Annotated in this window: 21 protein-coding genes; 6 read left to right on the top strand and 15 right to left on the bottom strand. The window is 59.9% G+C overall.

Annotation, left to right across the window (positions count from 1 at the left end; genetic code table 11):
• Positions 1–15: 15 nt before the first annotated feature.
• Positions 16–1,290, top strand: coding sequence for an SEL1-like repeat protein (locus tag AB4O40_RS28600; RefSeq protein ID WP_317850370.1), 1,275 nt, complete (start codon positions 16–18; stop codon positions 1,288–1,290).
• A 64-nt stretch (positions 1,291–1,354) separates the two neighbouring features.
• A complete protein-coding gene (locus AB4O40_RS28595) occupies positions 1,355–2,575 on the top strand; it encodes an SEL1-like repeat protein (RefSeq protein WP_460056896.1) in 1,221 nt (406 codons plus the stop codon).
• A 344-nt stretch (positions 2,576–2,919) separates the two neighbouring features.
• Here AB4O40_RS28595 and AB4O40_RS28590 read toward each other — a convergent pair whose 3' ends face one another.
• The 4 genes from AB4O40_RS28590 to AB4O40_RS28575 form a co-directional block, all read right to left on the bottom strand.
• Positions 2,920–4,266 carry a glutamine synthetase family protein gene (locus AB4O40_RS28590; protein ID WP_223541496.1) on the bottom strand — a complete coding sequence of 449 codons (1,347 nt, stop codon included), beginning with the start codon at positions 4,264–4,266 and terminating at the stop codon, positions 2,920–2,922.
• Positions 4,267–4,286: 20 nt separating this feature from the next.
• On the bottom strand, positions 4,287–4,841 hold the full coding sequence (locus AB4O40_RS28585) for a helix-turn-helix domain-containing protein (RefSeq protein WP_007976194.1): 555 nt from the start codon (positions 4,839–4,841) through the stop codon (positions 4,287–4,289).
• Positions 4,842–4,867: 26 nt separating this feature from the next.
• Positions 4,868–6,157: an NAD(P)/FAD-dependent oxidoreductase gene (locus AB4O40_RS28580; RefSeq protein ID WP_056723566.1), complete on the bottom strand. Its 1,290-nt coding sequence runs from the start codon at positions 6,155–6,157 to the stop codon at positions 4,868–4,870.
• Positions 6,158–6,318: 161 nt separating this feature from the next.
• Positions 6,319–6,654, bottom strand: a complete 336-nt coding sequence (locus AB4O40_RS28575) for a hypothetical protein (RefSeq protein WP_056723564.1) — start codon at positions 6,652–6,654, stop codon at positions 6,319–6,321.
• A gap of 252 nt (positions 6,655–6,906) precedes the next feature.
• On the opposite strand from AB4O40_RS28575, the gene AB4O40_RS28570 reads away from it, so the two are divergent.
• On the top strand, positions 6,907–7,146 hold the full coding sequence (locus tag AB4O40_RS28570; RefSeq protein ID WP_046043505.1) for a hypothetical protein: 240 nt from the start codon (positions 6,907–6,909) through the stop codon (positions 7,144–7,146).
• Positions 7,147–7,159: 13 nt separating this feature from the next.
• Positions 7,160–7,510 carry an osmotically-inducible lipoprotein OsmE gene (gene osmE / locus AB4O40_RS28565; protein WP_056723562.1) on the top strand — a complete coding sequence of 117 codons (351 nt, stop codon included), beginning with the start codon at positions 7,160–7,162 and terminating at the stop codon, positions 7,508–7,510.
• 51 nt (positions 7,511–7,561) lie between these two features.
• Here the strand turns inward: osmE and AB4O40_RS28560 are convergent, their stop codons facing one another.
• Positions 7,562–7,762 (bottom strand): SPOR domain-containing protein, encoded by a 201-nt coding sequence (locus tag AB4O40_RS28560; protein WP_056723560.1) that lies wholly within the window; start codon positions 7,760–7,762, stop codon positions 7,562–7,564.
• 219 nt (positions 7,763–7,981) lie between these two features.
• Between AB4O40_RS28560 and AB4O40_RS28555 the strand changes: the two genes are divergently transcribed.
• Positions 7,982–8,344: an NUDIX hydrolase gene (locus AB4O40_RS28555; protein ID WP_056723558.1), complete on the top strand. Its 363-nt coding sequence runs from the start codon at positions 7,982–7,984 to the stop codon at positions 8,342–8,344.
• Positions 8,345–8,347: 3 nt separating this feature from the next.
• Here AB4O40_RS28555 and AB4O40_RS28550 read toward each other — a convergent pair whose 3' ends face one another.
• From AB4O40_RS28550 to AB4O40_RS28510, 9 genes are all read right to left on the bottom strand, one after another.
• Positions 8,348–9,046 carry an alpha/beta hydrolase gene (locus tag AB4O40_RS28550; protein WP_460056903.1) on the bottom strand — a complete coding sequence of 233 codons (699 nt, stop codon included), beginning with the start codon at positions 9,044–9,046 and terminating at the stop codon, positions 8,348–8,350.
• A 42-nt stretch (positions 9,047–9,088) separates the two neighbouring features.
• Positions 9,089–9,862, bottom strand: a complete 774-nt coding sequence (locus AB4O40_RS28545; RefSeq protein WP_056723554.1) for a 1,6-dihydroxycyclohexa-2,4-diene-1-carboxylate dehydrogenase — start codon at positions 9,860–9,862, stop codon at positions 9,089–9,091.
• A gap of 92 nt (positions 9,863–9,954) precedes the next feature.
• Complete coding sequence (gene benC / locus AB4O40_RS28540) at positions 9,955–10,968, bottom strand: benzoate 1,2-dioxygenase electron transfer component BenC (protein WP_056723552.1); 1,014 nt, start codon at positions 10,966–10,968, stop codon at positions 9,955–9,957.
• A gap of 10 nt (positions 10,969–10,978) precedes the next feature.
• A complete protein-coding gene (gene benB / locus AB4O40_RS28535) occupies positions 10,979–11,467 on the bottom strand; it encodes a benzoate 1,2-dioxygenase small subunit (protein ID WP_056723550.1) in 489 nt (162 codons plus the stop codon).
• Positions 11,464–12,828 carry a benzoate 1,2-dioxygenase large subunit gene (gene benA, locus AB4O40_RS28530; protein WP_409079278.1) on the bottom strand — a complete coding sequence of 455 codons (1,365 nt, stop codon included), beginning with the start codon at positions 12,826–12,828 and terminating at the stop codon, positions 11,464–11,466. Before benA ends, benB begins: the two co-directional genes overlap by 4 nt.
• 204 nt (positions 12,829–13,032) lie before the next feature.
• Positions 13,033–13,992 (bottom strand): AraC family transcriptional regulator, encoded by a 960-nt coding sequence (locus AB4O40_RS28525; RefSeq protein WP_460154628.1) that lies wholly within the window; start codon positions 13,990–13,992, stop codon positions 13,033–13,035.
• Positions 13,993–14,189: 197 nt separating this feature from the next.
• Positions 14,190–15,119, bottom strand: a complete 930-nt coding sequence (catA, locus tag AB4O40_RS28520) for a catechol 1,2-dioxygenase (protein WP_056723545.1) — start codon at positions 15,117–15,119, stop codon at positions 14,190–14,192.
• 52 nt (positions 15,120–15,171) lie between these two features.
• The gene (gene catC, locus AB4O40_RS28515; protein ID WP_460056909.1) at positions 15,172–15,462 is read right to left on the bottom strand and encodes a muconolactone Delta-isomerase; all 291 of its coding nucleotides are present in this window, start codon (positions 15,460–15,462) and stop codon (positions 15,172–15,174) included.
• Positions 15,463–15,472: 10 nt separating this feature from the next.
• Positions 15,473–16,612, bottom strand: coding sequence for a muconate cycloisomerase family protein (locus tag AB4O40_RS28510; protein WP_056723540.1), 1,140 nt, complete (start codon positions 16,610–16,612; stop codon positions 15,473–15,475).
• A 124-nt stretch (positions 16,613–16,736) separates the two neighbouring features.
• Between AB4O40_RS28510 and AB4O40_RS28505 the strand changes: the two genes are divergently transcribed.
• Positions 16,737–17,621 carry a LysR family transcriptional regulator gene (locus tag AB4O40_RS28505; protein WP_056723539.1) on the top strand — a complete coding sequence of 295 codons (885 nt, stop codon included), beginning with the start codon at positions 16,737–16,739 and terminating at the stop codon, positions 17,619–17,621.
• Between the two features lie 6 nt (positions 17,622–17,627).
• On the opposite strand, the gene AB4O40_RS28500 is transcribed toward AB4O40_RS28505, so the two are convergent.
• Positions 17,628–17,867, bottom strand: coding sequence for a DUF1652 domain-containing protein (locus AB4O40_RS28500; protein ID WP_056723537.1), 240 nt, complete (start codon positions 17,865–17,867; stop codon positions 17,628–17,630).
• Positions 17,868–17,955 lie beyond the last annotated feature (88 nt).

Raw genomic sequence — 17,955 nt, 5'->3', positions numbered from 1 at the left:
CGACGGGTCTTGTTGTTGTCATGCCTGCTGCTGCTCGCCTGCGATACCAGTAATCCTACTTCTACTTCGACCAAGGAAGCGCCCTTGAACCCTTTGACTGAAGCCAAGGCCAATATGGCCTTTACCTGTGTGCACGAGCAGATCCCCACGGCCTCCGCCGAGGCCGATGTGCTGTTCCATTACGCGCGCTGGTTGCAAAAGAACAACCAACTCAAACAGGACAAGACCGTCGATGGAGAGATCGAACGTTTATATCGCATCGCCAGTGAGAACGGCCACTACAAGGCCAATATCAACCTGCAGAACGGTGCGATGCGCGGTACTTTCAAACTCCGTGGTGAAGAGCATTTGCGCATGAGTGAACAACTGATCAACGCGGAAGTGGCAACGGGATATTACTTTGTCGGTATCTTTTTGCAGCACGGCGCAGGCGGGTTGCAGCAAGATCACGAAATGGCCTTGCGTTACTACCGCAAAGCCGCCGATCAGGGCAATGCGCAAGCTCAGGCAGTTGTAGCCGACAAGTTGGCGCCGATTGATATTGCCCCGGATGTTGCGCGGCAGATGCGCCGTTGCGCAGCTGAACAAGGTCACGGTAAATCAGCCGTCGCCCTAGGTGTCCACTTTAAGAACAAAGGAAAGTACCAAGAAGCGCTTGAGGTCTTCCAGATGGGCGTTGTAGCTGGTAGCGACGGTGCTGCCGGCCGGTTGGAAAAAGGCTTCCGTGGCCCTAAGCCAGATAACCGCTTGCTCTACCTCGGCCAACAGGAAGACCTCGAACGCGCCGAACGCTACAAAAAAATCTGGAAAATCCTCTCGGGCTACTCCTACGCCAATCCCAAAGTCCCCGAAATCAACGAGATCCTCCCGCTGCCGCCCGCCCCGTTACCCGCCTGGGACGGCAAACTGCAATGGCTCGAAGAACGCCTGGCCAATATCCCACCAGAAAAGCCCAGCGAAGCACTGATTCACCAACTGGCCAAGGCCAAAGTCCTCGAACCCGCCACCGGCCGGCCCATGCCCGGCTCCTCGGCCTTCATACCGATCGACTACATCAAAAGACCGACCTGCATCAGCGGCCAAGCCTGCACGCATACCGGTTATTGGCTGGCGGAAAGTATCGCCGGTCAATCCTGGTGGCGCCTGGAAAAAGGCGAGCCCCGGCGCTTCGAGAAGGGCGACATCATGCCGACCCTGAACGTCAAGCATCGTCACAGCCGATTCCTGCTCGCCGACCGTGTGACGGTCGAGGAGGAAAATATCGAATGGAGACTGTTCGGTGAGGTCTGAGTATTTATGGAGCTGTTTGATACTCATCGCCTTGACCGGTTGTGGCGCCAACAGTGCCGAGCCTTTGTCGGTGGACTTTGTAAACCCGCTCACCGATATCAACGTTGATCTCGCCTTCACCTGCCAACACGAAACAATTCCGGCGCCGCCCGCTGAGGCCGATGTGCTGTTCCATTACGCGCGCTGGTTGCAAAAGAACAACCAACTCAAGCAGGACAAGATTGTTGATGCGGAGATCGAGCGCTTGTACCGCATCGCCAGTGAGAACGGTCACTACAAGGCCAATATCAATCTGCAGAACGGTGCCATGCGCGGGTATTTCGGACTCCGTGGCGAAGAGCATTTGCGCATGAGTGAGCAACTGATCAACGCGGGAGTGGCAACGGGATATTACTTTGTCGGCATTTTCCTGCAGAACGGTTCGGCGGGACTACAGAAAGATCACGAAATGGCGTTGCGTTACTACCGCAAAGCCGCCGATGAAGGTAATCCGCTAGCTCAAGCCTATGTCGCAGACAAGTTGGCGCCGATCAACATTGCCCCGGACGTTGCCCGGCAAATGCGCCGTTGCGCTGGGGAGCAAGGAAACGGCAAAGCGGCAAGAGCACTAGGTATTAATTTATCGACGAAAGGGCGTTATCAGGAAGCACTCGAAGCATTCCAGCACGGGGCAGCGGCCGGTGACAGCACTTCGACTTCTTTTTTGAGCAAAGGCTTCCGTGGTCCGGAGCCGGATGATCGGATGTACTACCTGGGCCAACAGGAAGACCTCGAACGCGCCGATCGCTACGAAAAAATCTGGAAAATCCTCTCGGGTTACTCCTACGCCAATCCCAAAGTCCCCGAGATCAACGAGATCGTCCCACTGCCGCCTGCCACGTTGCCTGCTTGGGACGGCAAGCTCCAATGGCTCGAAGAACGCCTGGCCAATGTCCCACCAGAAAAGCCCAGCGAAGCACTGATTCACCAACTGGCCAAGGCCAAAGTCCTCGAACCCGCCACCGGCCGGCCCATGCCAGGCTCCTCGGCCTTTATACAGATCGACTACATCAAAAGACCGACCTGCATCAGCGGCCAAGCCTGCACGCATACCGGTTATTGGCTGGCGGAAAGTATCGCCGGTCAATCCTGGTCGCGCCTGGAAAAAGGCGAGCCCCGGCGCTTCGAGAAGGGCGAGATCATGCCGACCCTGAATGTTCAGCATCGTCTTAGCCGCTTCTTGCTCGCCGACCGAATGACCGTCAAAGAGGAAAACATCGAATGGATATTGTTCGGTGAAGCCTGAGTATTTACTGATCTATATATTGGCCGCGGCCTTGATCGGCTGTGACACTTCCTCAGCCAATCGACCGGAGACGGCCAGTGGTCAAGTGCATTGAATCGAGACAAACCCCGCCTGTCCGGCCGCTCGGCTGATAGCCATGAGGGGGCGCCATTGCGGTCTCAAATCTCAGGCAAAAAAAATCCCAGGCAGCTGATGGACGCCCGGGATTTAAAAATGCATAAACCGTGGTGGTGAACGCGGCGCGGATATTACGGAATATTTCGGTCTGTAACAAGATATTTTTATTCACTATCCGGTTACTAATCCTTCTAACCCCTTCAATATCCACATATTTTTAAGGGCGACTACAAGAACCAACGATACTCCCGCGCGCTGATGTCATGCAGAAATGCCAGATGATCCTGACGCTTGTTTTCGCAATAGACGTCCACGAACTCCGCCCCCAAGCCTTCGCGCAGCGATGCATGATTTTGCATGGACTGCACGGCTTCAAGCATTTCCAACGGAAAATCGATGCCACTGCCACGGTCTTCGTTGAGCGGTGCAATCGGCTCGCGCTCCCCTTCCAGGCCTTGCTCCAGCCCCACCAGAATCGCCGCCAACGCCAGATAGGGGTTGGCATCGGCGCCCGCCAGGCGATGTTCGATGCGCAGGTTCTTGATGTCCGACTCCGGAATACGCAAGCAGGCATCGCGATCCTCGAAGCCCCAACTGGCGCGGGACGCGACGTTCACCGTGCCGCTCAAGCGGCGCATGGCGTTGTGGTTCGGGGCAAAGATCGGCATGCAGTGCGGCAACACATCCAGGCAACCGGCCACCGCATGGCGCAGCGCCCGCTGGCCGTTCGCCGCCAGCAGGTTGTTGCCGGCCTGGTCATACAGGCTGACATGCACGTGCATGCCGCTGCCGGGGTGCTGCAAGTAGGGTTTGGCCATGAAGCTGGCGCGGTAGTTGTGCTTGAGCGCCACGCCCCGGGTGCTGCGACAGAACAGGGCAGCCCAGTCGGCGGCGCGCAGGCCGTCATCGCAATGGCCGAAGTTGATTTCGAACTGGCCCGGGCCGAGTTCGGCGGTGATCACCGTGGCATCGACGCCTTGGGCTCGCGCGGTCTCGACCATTTCATCGAGCACCGGGGCGAAGCGCGACAGGCGTTCGATGTGCATGTTCGGCTGATCGTCGGCATCGCCACTCAGCTCATCACGGGGAAATTGCGGCAAGCCGTCCTTCAAGCGACTGTCGAACAGGTAGAACTCCAGTTCGAAGGCCACCACCGGGAAAATGCCCTTGCGCTTGAGCCGCTCCAGCACCCGCGCCAGCACTTCGCGGGGTTCGAATTCGATGGGTTTTTCGGTGCCGTCGGAGGTGATCAGCATCTGGCCCAAGGGCTGCTTTTCCCAGCTCACCAACTTCAAGGTGCCAGGCACCAAACGGCGCAGTGCATCCGGGTCACCATCGTTGAAGCAGTAATCGCCGATCTTGAACAGTCCGCCCTGGGTGCCGAGCAGCACGCAGTTCTGCGGCAGCTTCAGGGCACTGCCGGCAGCGACTTTTTCCAGCATCTCGATCGGGTAGCGCTTGCCGTAGAAATGCCCCGGAATGTCCAGGGATATCAGGTCGACGTAACGCACTTCGGGGTTGCAGTGGCGGAAGTTGCGAACCTCGGCCAGCAGTTCAGAGCACACAGCATCCATCGTTTTGGTCCTTGTTGTTATCAGGTGTAAACCCAAAGCACGCGGGTCAGTTGGTCGGACAGGTTGCCGTAGCGGCAGTGCGCATGGCTTGCCAGTTGAAAGCTGTCACCGGGATGCAGGGTCACCGGTTCGTTGTCGTCGAGCCACAGGGTCAGTTGCCCTTCCAGGACATAACCGCCCTGCTCGGAACTGTCCTTCATGTGCCGGTCGCCGCTGCTGGCGCCGGGTTCGAGCTGGCTTTCGAGCATCGAAAAGGACGCGCGCATCTTTGGCGAAACGAGGATGTCGGTGATGCCGTCGGCGTAGTACAGCGTGCGGCGTTCGTCCGGGCGGGTGACCCAGGACAAGGCCATGGGTTTGGGCAGGCTGTAGAAATAGGTGGTCGGCACCCCCAGGGTTTCGCTGATGGCGGTCAGGTCCGCCACGGTCGGGCGCGACAGGCCGCGCTCGACCTGGGATAGAAACCCCACGGAACGACCGATTTTGTCCGCCAGTTCCTTGAGGGTGTATTTCTTGTGCTTGCGCAGGTCCTGGATCAGGATCGCCAGCGCCGAGATTTCTTCTTGCATGTCCATCTAGAGGCTTCCAGAAAAGTGTCGCTTCAAATGCTGTCGCGCAGTCGATACCAGGCCTTGCCGATGGCTTCCAGTGGCGCGGCCAGGTATTTTCCGCCGGGAAAACTGCCGTTGTTCAGGCCCTGGTACAGGGACAATTCGTCGGGCTGGCCGAGTACCGCGTCGGACACCGCCCGCGCCGCGGCGAGTGTCGGCAGCACGCCATGCCCGGAATACCCCTGCATCCAGTACAGATCGCCACGCCGGCCGATATCCGGCGTGCGCTTGAGGGTCAGGTCGATGTGGCCGCCCCAGGCAAACTCCAGATCGACGCCGGTGAGTTGCGGGAACACGCGCTCCAGGAACGGCCGGGTCGCGGCGGCGATGTCCTTGGGCATGCCGCCCAGGTAAGTGCAACCACCGCCGAACAGCAGGCGGTTATCCGGGGTGCGACGGAAATAATCGAGTACGAACTGGTTGTCGGTCACGCACACGTTGCTTGGCAGCAGGGCGGTAGCTTGCTCCTTGGAGAGCGGCGCGGTCGCGACTTGATAGGTCCCGACCGGCAACACGCAACTGGCCAGTTGCGGATCGAGTCGATCGAGGTAAGCGTTGCACGCCAGCACCAGCACATCGGCGCGAATACGACCACGCTCGGTGGTCACCACAAACCCGTCGCCCTCCTCGCCATAGCTCAGCGCCTTGCTTAGCTCATGGATGCGGCCACCGGCCCGTTCGATCGCATCGGCCAGGCCCAGGGCCAGTTTCAGCGGATTCAGATGCCCGCCTTCGGGATCGAACAGGCCGGCCTGATAACGCTCGCTGGCAACCCACCGGGGCAATTCGCTGCGCTCGATAAATTGCAGTTTGTCGTGGCCCCATTTGTGGCTGGCCTCGTGTTGCCATTCGGTCAGCAGGCCTACCCGACGGGGCATTACCGAGGTCCACAGATGACCGGCGCGGTAGTCGCAATCGAACTCATGGCGGCCAGGCAAGTCACGCAGTTCCCGCGCGGCCCAGCGCATGCCGTCCCACAGGCGCCGCGCCCGTTCGTAACCCAGTGCCGCTTCCAGCGGTGGCATGTCGCACGACCAACCAAGAATCGCCTGCCCGCCATTACGCCCGGACGCGGCCCAGGCCACCCGGCTGGCTTCGAGCAAAGTTACGCGCTTGCCGGCCAGCGCCAGGCGCAAAGCCGTGTGCAATCCGCTGAAGCCGGCCCCGATGATCAGCACTTCGGTGTCTTGCTCACCTTCCAGTGCGGCTCGATCGACCAGACGATCGGCGCAGGTATGGGCGTAGTAACTGGCGACATGCCGGGTGGATTGCTGAAACATACGGCCTCGTGAAATTTTGTATTTTTAATTTCATGAAAAAATACACGGTAAATTTCACACAGGCAAATGGCACGCAAAAAAAACCGGATGCACGCCAGGCATCCGGTTTTTTCTCAATTGAGTCGAAAAACGGTCGGTGACCGATTTTCACCCTCCCTCGCTTACAAACAGTCGCGCACGATTTTGCGCAGGTCGCCTGACTTGGCCCAAGGTGGCCCCTGATAGAGCGAAACCCGGCTGCCGTCCTTGTATTTCACGATATCCAGCACTTCGTCGGCCGTGATCACGCTGGGCGCCGTGATGCGGTATCCATTGGATATCGAAACCTGAGTGGTATTCGATACTTCCTTTTTCCAGGCAGGCAACACACACGCCGCATACTCTTTTGGCGTTTTTTCGCTCTGCTTGCTGACATTTGGCTCGCCCGGTACCAGCGACGCCGGCAACGAACACCCGGCCAGTAATGCCAGCGCGACCCCTCCCATCAACATCCGCATGCTGCTTCCTTTAATTCGAAAAAAGAAAATGTAGCTCGCCATCGTCCCTACAGCCATCCCCAACGATTCGGCGACTTTCATTGATATCACTTTGCCCGGTTAGTTCCTTGCTTTCAGATAAAGCAGGAAAGCGTACTGTCATGTTCACGTTTATTTCCCCGACCAAAGGAAACCCCGCTCAATCAGACGAACATAACATCCGGCCCGGTAAACAGGTCTAGAATTCCTGAATGAGGCATTCAGGAGGTCATTATGTGGCTTAACGAATCGGAACAGGAACTTCGGCGCGATCTGCAGGGGCTTGCGTCAGATTTGCGCTGGTCGGCCGTGGAGCTGTTGCGCATCGAGCAGCAATTGCGCCTGCTTGGCAATGACATCGACGCGCAAGCCGTTCAGAAGCTGTGCGCCTTGTTTCAGGGCGATGAAGCAAAACTGTCCGGCTACGCCGAGGAAGTGAAAGCCAAGGTTATTAGCCGCAACAAGGCTCAATAGCGGGAGCGCTGCCATGAACAGGCCTCTATTTACGCTGGTCGTCGTACTGACCGCGTTGGCAGGCTGCAGCACCAACTCGATCTACCAGGACCAGCCTCTGGTCGCGAAAGTCGACACCGGCATGACCCAGGAGCAAGTCCGTCAAATCGGCGGCCAGCCCCTGACGGTCAGCGACCGTACCGCCGAACCCGGCACGTGCTTTGACTACAGGCTGACTCAGTCCGGCCATCAACAAGCGTTCAATGTCAGCTTCGACGGCCGGGGCATGGTCGACCACAAGAGTTTCATGACCTGCGCGCAATGGAGCAATACGCAGCTTAAGGCCCGGGAGCCCTCCCGCGCCGGTGGAGGTGGTGGCTACTAGCGTCGTAGCATCATGAAAAAGCCCCGGAGAACCGGGGCTTCTGGCCCGATTTCATTTTGTCTGATGGCTGCCCGCAGGCTTGCCAGTACGCGCCCTGTAGCCGGGCAACGAAGCGGCAAACGCCAGTGCTTCTTCTCGACTGGCAAACGAGCCCAGTCGGTCGCCCTGGGTGCACACCCGCCAGGGGCCGTGGTTCACACTGAGTACGTCGTAACCGTTCATGTGCATTTTGTTCAGCATCGGAACACTCATAGTCACCTCCTTTTGGGCAGTGATATCAGGTTGACTTGCTAACCTTACACCCACCCTTGTCCAAAATACCGACCAGCCGTCGCCATGGAAATTCCTTCTTTCGGTTGCACTTTTCGTCGCGTCGGCCGCTCAAATTACCCAGATAGCAGCACAATCGCGGCCCTGGCCCGAATGCTGCATTTGCATGCCTTTTCCATGACAACGGACATCGGGTAATCCATGAAAGTACGCGCAACGATCATCTGCGAGCGAGACAGGCATGTACTGCTGGTACGCAAGCGTGGAGGACGCTGGACGTTGCCCGGCGGCAAGCTTGAACGGGGTGAAAGCGCCGCCGATGCCGCCGTTCGCGAGCTGCTGGAGGAAACCGGCTTGCGGGTCGACGAGTTGGTGTACGTGCTGGAGCTGGAATCGGACGACACCCGACATCACGTATTCGAGGCGTCGGTACTGAACCTTGAGCAACTGCGGCCGCTGAACGAAATCACCGATTGCATCTGGCACCCTCTGGATGCGGTCCACAACCTGAACATCAGCGACACCATGCGCAGTATTGTCGGCACCTTTGTGCGCCGCCTGTAGGCCCTAGCCTTTGGCCAACGCCGTCGCGGCCCTGTCGATCAAGGCCGCCACTTCGGCGGGCATCGAAGCCAATGATGCGTGGCTGGCATGCAAGGTCAGAATCTCCCGGGCGTTGAGCCGCGCCGCCATCCATTGCTGGTTCTGAGGCGCGATCATCCTGTCTGCGGTCGAAATCTGATACCACGATGGCTTGTTCTTCCAGGCCACCGTGCCAATGGTGTCGCCAAAGGTGCTCGCCAGCGGTGCTTTCTGGGTGAGGCCCATGACCAACCCTTCGGTCGCCGGCAGGTCCTGGCAGAAGCTCTCGTGGTAGAGCTCGGGCTTGACCCACAGGTAACCGTCGCTATCCGGGGTCAGGTTTGCCGCTGCCGCAGGCGGGTGCCGTTGCGTGATGCCGCCGGGACTTTCGCCAGCGTCCGGGGCGAACGCGGCGATGTACACCAACCCGACCACGTTCGGCAAATCACCCGCTTCAGTGATGACCGCGCCGCCATAGGAATGCCCCACCAGCAGCACCGGACCGGGCACCTGGGCAACCATCTTGCGCGTGCGCTCGGCATCCTCGGCCAGGGACGTCAGCGGTAACTCGACGGCACGAATGTGCGTGTCACCCCGGCTGAGCAACTTGACGATGACCTTGTTCCAGTGGGCGGCACCGCCCCAGAAACCATGGACCAGCACGATCGTGGGTTTGTCACTCATCACCATGACTCCGTTCGCCGAAGGGGTTGTTCGCCGCTCGCCTCAGCCCTGATCGCCACCGCCCACGGGCATGACCATGCCGGTGATATAGGACGCATCGTCGCTGGCCAGAAACAGAATAGCCCCCGCTTGCTCATCCAGGGTGCCGTAGCGTTTCATCAGACTGCTGTCGAGGGTCTGGTCGACGATCTGCTGGTACCAGAGTTTTTCCTGCTCACTCTGCTCGGCACCGTTGCGGGGTATGCGTCGCGGCGGCGCTTCGGTGCCGCCCGGCGCCGTGGCATTGACCCGCACGCCGCGACCGGCGGTTTCGAACGCCAGACAAGCGGTCAAGGCATTGACCCCACCCTTTGCCGCACCGTAGGGCACACGGTTGAGGCTACGGGTGGCGATGGAGGATACGTTGACGATCGCACCACTGCCCTGCTCCAGCATGAACGGCAGCGCGGCATGGCAACACCACAAGGTCGGGAACAGTGAACGACGAACCTCGGCCTCGATCTGCGAGGCTTCATAGTGCTCGAACGGTTTGGCCCAGATCGTCCCGCCGACGTTATTGACCAGCACATCGAGGCGACCGAAGCACTCGACGGCGGTTTGCATCACCCGGCTGCATTCCTCGTATTGCTCGAGGTCGGCGGTCAGGGCCAGTACCTGGGTGGTTGACGCCAACTGCTGCTGGGCTTCGAACACCAGGTCGGAGCGATCCACCAGGATCAGCTTCGCCCCTTCGGCGGCCATGCGCTCGGCCACCCGCCGCCCGATGCCTTGGGCGGCGCCGGTGATCAGGGCGACTTTTTCGTGGAATCTGTTCATGTGTACCTCATCGGTCAATGACGATGTATCGGTCGAAACACAAGCCCGCTCCCACATTGGGTCTTTACCGACACCGGGAGTTCGTGTGCGACTCAAGCCGCGCTGGCAGCAAACTTTTCGTAGTAGAAGTTGGCCGGCGCGATGCCCTGTTCGCGAATGAACTGGCTGACCGCCTCGACCATCGGCGGCGGGCCGCACAGGTAGACGTCGACGTCGCCATCGTTCAGGTGCTTCGGCTCGATGTGCTGGGTCACATAGCCCTTGAGCGGGTGTTGGCTCTCGGGGCTGGCGACGCAGGCGCTGAAGGTGAAGTTGGGGATGCGCGCGGCAAAGGCTTCGAGGCGGTCGATTTCCACCAGGTCGAAATCGTGGGTCACGCCGTAGATCAAATGCAGCGGGTGATCGCTGCCCTGCTCGGCGATCTTCTCCAGCATCGCGGTGAACGGCGCCAGCCCGGTGCCACCGGCCAGCAGCAACAGCGGCCGACGGATGTCGCGCAGGTAGAAGCTGCCCAAGGGACCGGCCAGGCTCATGCAGTCGCCGGCCTTGGCCATGCCGGTCAGGAAGCTGCTCATCAGGCCGCCGGGCACGTTGCGAATCAGGAAGCTGACCTCGCCATCGCGCTGCAACGAGCTGAACGAATAGGCACGAGTCTGCTCGCTACCAGGAATCCCCAGGTTCACATATTGCCCTGGCAGGAACGCCAGCTTGCTCAGGGCTTCGCCCTTGATCGACAGCGCGATGGTGCTGTCGGACAGCTGGCGCACGGCGCTGATGGTGGCGTCGTAGCTGGCCTGACGGGTGCGGCAGACCTCGGAGGACGTCGGCACCCGCACCACGCAATCGCTCTGCGCACGCATCTGGCAAGTCAGGACAAAACCCTGCGCGGCCTCTTCCGGGCTGAGGGCGTCTTCGATGTACTCCTCGCCCAGATCGTATTGACCGGCTTCGGCAAAACACTTGCAGGTGCCGCAAGCGCCGTCGCGGCAGTCCAGCGGGATGTTGATGCCCTGGCGGTACGCGGCATCGGCCACGGTTTCGCCGACGTTGGCGTCGATGAACCGGGTGACGCCGTCTTCAAAGTTGAACGCAATGGAATGGGTCATGACGGCAGTCTCACAAGTGATAAACATCGATGACCTGGCGAACGTAGTCGTTCTTCAGGATCACTTTCTTGGCCAAGATCCGCGGGTTCTCACCGCGCACATCGAGGGTGTAGAAACTGCTGCCGAAATAGCTGTCGACGGTCTTGTAGCGAAAACTCAAGGTGTGCCAGTTGAAGCGCACCTTGCACACGCCGTCGGCCTGTTCGAGCAGCTCGATGTTGCTGATGTTGTGGGAGGTGCGGGTGTCCGGCACGCTGGCGCTGGAGCGCTCGGTCTTGATGCGGAAGATGCGGTCTTCCAGGCCGGTGCGGTTGCCGTACCAGATCAGCGAGATTTCCCGCTGCGGATCTTCGGTCAATTCATCGTTGTCGTCCCAGGACGGCATCCAGTACGTCGCGTCGGGGGCGTACAGTTCCAGCCATTCGTCCCACTGACGATCATCGAGGTAGCGCGCTTCGCGATAGAGGAAATCGCGCACCGCTTCATAGGAAATACTCATTGCACGTCCTCCACGGCGATCAGCTTCGACTGCTCGGCCGCCAGGGCCTTGAGCATGGTCTGCTGCCAGTATTTGTGTTGCAGCACGAACAGACCCTCGTCTTCGGTGCGCACGCCACTGAGCAGCGGATGCAGGTCAATCTCTTTCGCGGCCTCGTCAGCGCCTTCGATCCAGTGCTCGGCACCCCGGGACATGTCATTCCAGGTGGTGACGCTGCCCTGGTAGCTGGTCTGGCAGGAGCGGAATTCCTCCAGGTCGTCTGGCGTGGCCATGCCGCTGACGTTGAAGAAATCTTCGTACTGGCGAATCCGGCTGGAACGGGCGTGGTCGCTCTCGCCTTTGGGGGCGATGCAGTAGATGGTGATTTCCGTGCGGTTGACCGAGATCGGCCGGGCGATGCGGATCTGCGAGCTGAACTGGTCCATCAGGTATACGTTCGGGTACAGGCACAGGTTGCGCGAATTCTCGATCATCCAGTCGGCGCGGGCCTTTCCGAAGTCTTGCGCCAGTTCATCGCGGCGCTCGTACAGCGGACGGTCTTCGGGGTTGGCCCAACGGGTCCAGAGCAGCATGTGGCCCTTGTCGAAGGAATAGAAACCACCGCCCTGCTTGGCCCAGCTGCCGGCGCTCATGGTCGGATTGCTGTCGCCGGCCTCGCGCTGCTTGCGCTGGTTCTGGGTGGCCGCGTAGTTCCAGTGCACGGAGCTGACGTGGTAGCCGTCGGCGCCATTCTCGGCGGTGAGCTTCCAGTTGCCTTCGTAGATGTAGCTGGAGGAACCGCGCAGCACTTCCAGGCCATCGGCGGACTGGTCGACGATCATGTCGATGATCTTCGCCGATTCGCCCAGGTGCTCGACCAGCGGCAAAACATCAGCCTTGAGACTGCCAAACAGGAAACCGCGATAGGACTCGAAACGCGCGACGCGGGTCAGGTCGTGGGAGCCTTCGCAGTTGAAGCTCGACGGGTAACCGGCGTTGGCCGGATCCTTGACCTTGAGCAGCTTGCCGGAGTTGTTGAAGGTCCAGCCGTGGAACGGGCAGGTGTAGGAGCTCTTGTTGCCGGACTTGTGCCGGCACAAGGTCGCGCCACGGTGGCTGCAGGCGTTGATGAAAGCGTTGAGCACACCGTCCTTGTTGCGCGCGATGAAGACCGACTGGCGCCCCATGGTGGTGGTGTAGAAGTCGTTGATGTTGGGGATCTGGCTTTCGTGGGCCAGGTACAGCCAGTTGCCCTCGAAGATGTGTTCCATCTCCAGATCGAACAACCGGGGATCGGTGAACATCTCGCGTTTGCAGCGATAGAGGCCCTGCTCGGGATCGTCTTCAAGCAGGGAATGCACGTATTCGGGTCGCAGGGTCATGGCCGCCGCCTCCATTGTTATTGTTCAGGCAGGGGTCATGCTAGGACGGGGAGGCAGGCTGGAATATCCGCGGGGTGCAGACCTTTATCCGTTTTGTGCAGATAAGCCCGTAGGAGCTGCCCAAGGCTGCGATCCGTTGATCTTGTCTTAAAAAACAAAATCAAAAGATCGCAGCCTTCGGCAGCTCCTACAGGGAATATTGATTCAGTGACGACGCTTGAGGGTATCGGACGGCAACTCGCCGAACTGCCTGCGGTAGCTGTCGGAGAACCGGCCCAGGTGCAGGAACCCGTAGTCCATCGCCACTTCGGTGACGTTGCGCACGTTGCAGGTCGGGTCGCTCAGGCAGGCGTTGATGCGTTCCAGGCGTTTCTGGCGCAGGTAGTTTTTCGGCGTAAGGCCGGCATTGCGCTCGAACAGGCCATACAGTGAGCGCAGGCTCATGTGCGCCTGGCGCGCCAGCTCTTCGCTGTCGATGTCCTGCTTGAGGTTATTGGCGATGTAATCGGCAATCGCTTCGAACGTGGCCGTCTGCGAGCCCAGTTCCAGGCGAGAGACATTGGTTTTCATCAGGCTGAGCATCTTGCTGACGATGATCTGCGTGTAATGCTCCTGCACCCTGGGGATCTGCTCGGTGGACTCGGCCTCTTGGCAAATCATCCCCAACAGGTTGACGAAACCTTCCAGTTCATTGAGCTGATAACGGTTTTCCAGAAACCGCACGCCCTGCCCCGGATAGCGCCAGCGCTGCTCATCGCAGACCGATTCAAACAAACGGGTCGGGACCTTGAGGATGAATTTTTCGCAATCGTCGGAGTACGTCAGGTCCACCGGATCGTCGGGGTTGATCAGCAGCAACTCGCCGGGGGCGAAGTAATGCTCCTGGCCGTGGCCGCGCCACAGGCAATTGCCGCGCAGCAGCACTTGCAGGTGATAAATGCTGTCCAGCGCACCGGACGTAACGCGCACACTGGCGCCGTAGCTGATGCGGCACAGGTCGAGGCTGGCGAACTTGCGATGATCGAGACTGGCCAGTGGCTGGCCCGCACGGGGCATGAGGATGCAATGGTTGCCGACGTGCTGATTGACGTAGCCCGACACCGCGTAAGGGTCGGCATGGTCGAACACCCGGCTACGCTGACTCAACAGTTGCGCTTGCATCATCAGGTCACTCTCGTTGTTGTTATAGGTTGCGTCGGATCATTCCAGAACAGTGCTCGCATCGATGTGTTATCGCAAGACCTTGTGGGAGCGAGCTTGCTCGCGATGACGGAGTGCCAGTCAACATGGATGTTGAATGTTAAACCGCTATCGCGAGCAAGCTCGCTCCCACAGTGTGGTGATCCCACAGGGTCGTGCGATCAGTCTTCCAGTGCGCGAACTCGCTCGTGGCGCTGCTGTTCTTCAGGCTGGGCCGAGGACTGCAGGGTGAAATCGAATTCGATTTCGGCAAAGCGTCCGCTCACACCGTGGGCCGCCGCACGCTGCTGATCATCGCTGAAGGTGATCTTGGCGATCAGCTCATCACGGGTGGCGTAGGCGAAATCGTCATGCAGGTACTTCTCGCCATCCAGGTTGATCTGGGTGGTCAGGTGGCGATGATCCGGCGCGGAAATGAAGAAGTGTACGTGCGCCGGGCGCTGGCCATGACGGCCCAGTTGATCGAGCAGTTGCTGGGTCGGACCGTCCGGTGGGCAGCCGTAGCCCGACGGCACGATGCTGCGAAAACGATAGCGGCCTTCGGCGTCGGTAACGATGCGGCGACGCAGGTTGAATTCCGACTGCGTGGTATCGAAGTACGAGTAGGTACCGCCTGTGTTTGCGTGCCAGACGTCTACCACGGCGCCGGCCAAAGGTTCGCCAGCGGTGTTGAATACGCGGCCTTGCATGAACAGGGTCACACCCGGATCGACGCCGTCATCCAGACGTGCTTCGCCTTCCGACAGCGGCGCGCCCGCCACGTACAGTGGACCTTCGATGGTACGCGGCGTGCCGCCGGACTTGCCGGCCTGCTCGTCTTCGGCGTCCATCAGCAGGTCGAGGTAGTGCTCCAGACCGAGACCGGCCACCACCAGTCCGGCTTCCTGGCGCGCGCCCAGCACGTTGAGGTAGTTGACGGCTTTCCAGAACTCTTCCGGGGTCACCGCCAGGTCTTCGATGATGTTCACCGAATCACGCAGGATGCGGTAGACCAGTGCCTTGGTCCGTGGGTCGCCGGCGTCGTTGAGCAGGCCGCTGGCCTCTTCGAGAAATTTCTGGACTTCGGCAGTGTGGGAAATCTTGACGTTCATTCTGGGTTCCTCATCTTGTAATTATTAGCGTAGCGCGCTGAACAGGCTGGGCTCAGCGGTCATCGTCACGGATGGAAGAAGGATGCCGGCACATCGCATCGATCTCGATGGCCATGTACGGAAACAGTGGCAATTGCATCAGCAGGTCATGCAGTTCCTGAACGCTGTCGACATCGAACACGCTGTAGTTGGCGTAGTGCCCGGCGATGCGCCACAGGTGGCGCCACTTGCCCTGCTCTTGCAGACGCTGGGCCAGGGCTTTTTCGTCAGCCTTGAGATTGGCTGCCGCTTCGGGATTCATGTCGACCGGCAGGTTCACGGTCATTTTTACGTGGAACAGCATAATGCTCTCCTCAGGCTTGATGAATGGTCTTGTCGCGGCGGAAGAACGCCAGGCGCTCTTCATCCAGGCTCAGGCCCAGACCCGGGGTGTTCGGCACGTGCAGTTCAAAATCGCGATACACCAGCGGTTCGCTGAGAATGTCTTCGGTCAGCAACAGCGGGCCGAACAGTTCGGTGTCCCACGCCAGTTTGTTCAGGGTGACGAAGGCATGGGCCGAGGCCATGGTGCCCAGGCCGCCTTCAAGCATGGTGCCGCCATACAGGGCGATGCCGGCCGCTTCGGCGATCGAGGCGGTGCGCAATACGGCACGGGGGCCACCATTCTTGGCGATCTTCAGGGCGAACACCGAAGCCGCGCCTTCGCGGGCCAGATTGAACGCATCTTCCACGCATTCGATGGATTCGTCGGCCATGATCGGCGCCGGGCTCATGGCGTTGAGGCGAGCCATGCCGGCGCGGTTGTTGCGCGAGATCGGTTGTTCGATCAGGTCGATGCCGTTGGTGCCGAGAATCCGGCAGGCCCGCAGCGCGACCGCTTCGTCCCAGGCCTGATTGACGTCAACCCGCACACTGGCGCGGTCACCCAAGGCTTTCTTGATGGCGATGACGTGGGCCAGGTCGCGGTTGACCTCACCGGCACCGATCTTCAGTTTGAAGATGCGGTGGCGACGCAGGTCGAGCATTTTTTCCGCTTCGGCGATGTCTTTTTCGGTGTCGCCGCTGGCCAGTGTCCAGGCCACCGGCAGTGCATCGCGAACACGGCCGCCGAGCAATTCGCTGACCGGCAGACCGAGGCGTTTGCCCAAGGCATCGAGCAGTGCGGTTTCGATACCGGATTTGGCGAAGGTGTTGCCGCGAATGCTGCGCTCCAGGCGCAACATGGCCGCGTTGACGTTGTTGCTGTCCTGGCCGATCAACAGCGGTGCGAAATGCGTGTCGATGTTGGTCTTGATGCTGTCCGGGCTTTCATTGCCGTAGGCCAGGCCACCGATGGTGGTGGATTCGCCGATGCCTTCGATGCCGTCGGCGCAACGCACGCGGATGATCACCAGGGTCTGGTTCTGCATGGTGTGCATCGCCAGCTTGTGCGGGCGGATGGTCGGCAGATCGACGATGATCGTCTCGATCGACTCAATGGCTGTTGCAAGCATTTCGATACCCGTCAGGTTCTTGAAGTTCTGGAATCGATTCTCGTACGGCTTTTTTCCTGAAGCCAATATAGAATTGGTCTGACTTGATACCTTAAAGGTATGCAACTGATTGGCTGGAGGCTCCATGGAACTGCGGCACCTGCGTTACTTCCAGGTATTGGCTCAAACCCTCAACTTCACCCGCGCGGCCGAGTTGCTGCACATCGCCCAGCCGCCCTTGAGCCGGCAGATCCAGCAGCTGGAGGACGAATTGGGGGTGATGCTGCTCGAGCGCGGCCGGCCGCTGAAGCTGACCGACGCCGGGCGGTTTTTCCATGAACACTCCACCGCCCTGCTCGAACAACTGAACAAGGTCTGCGACAACACACGCCGCATCGGGCTGGGTGAGAAAACCTGGCTGGGTATCGGTTTTGCGCCGTCGACACTGTACGGCGTGCTGCCGGAACTGATCCGGCGGTTACGCAGTGGAGAACCGCTGGAACTGGAGCTGGGGCTTTCGGAAATGACCACCCTGCAACAGGTGCAGGCGTTGAAGGCCGGGCGCATCGACATCGGTTTCGGCCGGATCCGTATCGACGACCCGGCCATCATCCAGACCGTGCTCACCGAGGACCGCCTGGTCGCCGCCCTGCCCGCCGGTCATCCATTACTTGCAGGGCCCATCAGCCTGCGGGATCTGGCCAGGGAACCCTTTGTGCTGTACCCCGGCAATCCACGGCCGAGTTACGCCGACCATGTGATTGCCCTGTTCGAATCCTACGGCGTGAGCATCCACGTCGCGCAATGGACCAACGAACTGCAAACGGCGATCGGGCTGGTGGGGGCAGGAATCGGGGTCACGCTGGTACCGGCCTCGGTGCAGTTGCTGCACCGCGACGACATCGGCTTCACCCCGCTGCTGGAGGACAACGCCACTTCGCCGATCATTCTCAGCCGACGGGTGGGCGATGTCTCGCCGGGGTTGAACCATTGTTTGCGGATGATTGATGAGCTGTTGCCGCGAGGCTGACAACAATCAGCCGGCAAACGCCCGGCGCCCCGCCTTCATCTCGGTACGCAATTCGCCGACAAAGTCAGAAATGGCGCGCACGCTGGTCAGCTCCGCCGTCGACACGCCGCTGATCAACAGCTCCACTCGCTTGGTGACGGGGTCGCAGACTTCGATGCGCAGCAGTCCGAGATTCTCCGTGCACTCGCACGACAGCGGCTCAAAACCGGACTCTACGATGTTGCAAAGCACTGAAATCGGAAGCATGGCCGGTCCCTCGGGCGACAGTCAATTCGATTGGAGCCGTTTCAGCATAGTTACACTTTGCCGATTTTGCGCCAGTAAATTGCCGTCA

It is taken from the genome of Pseudomonas sp. S2_F07, from assembly GCF_054668325.1.
Note: the sequence above shows the minus strand (reverse complement) of the source record. Positions and strands in the feature narration are given on the sequence as shown.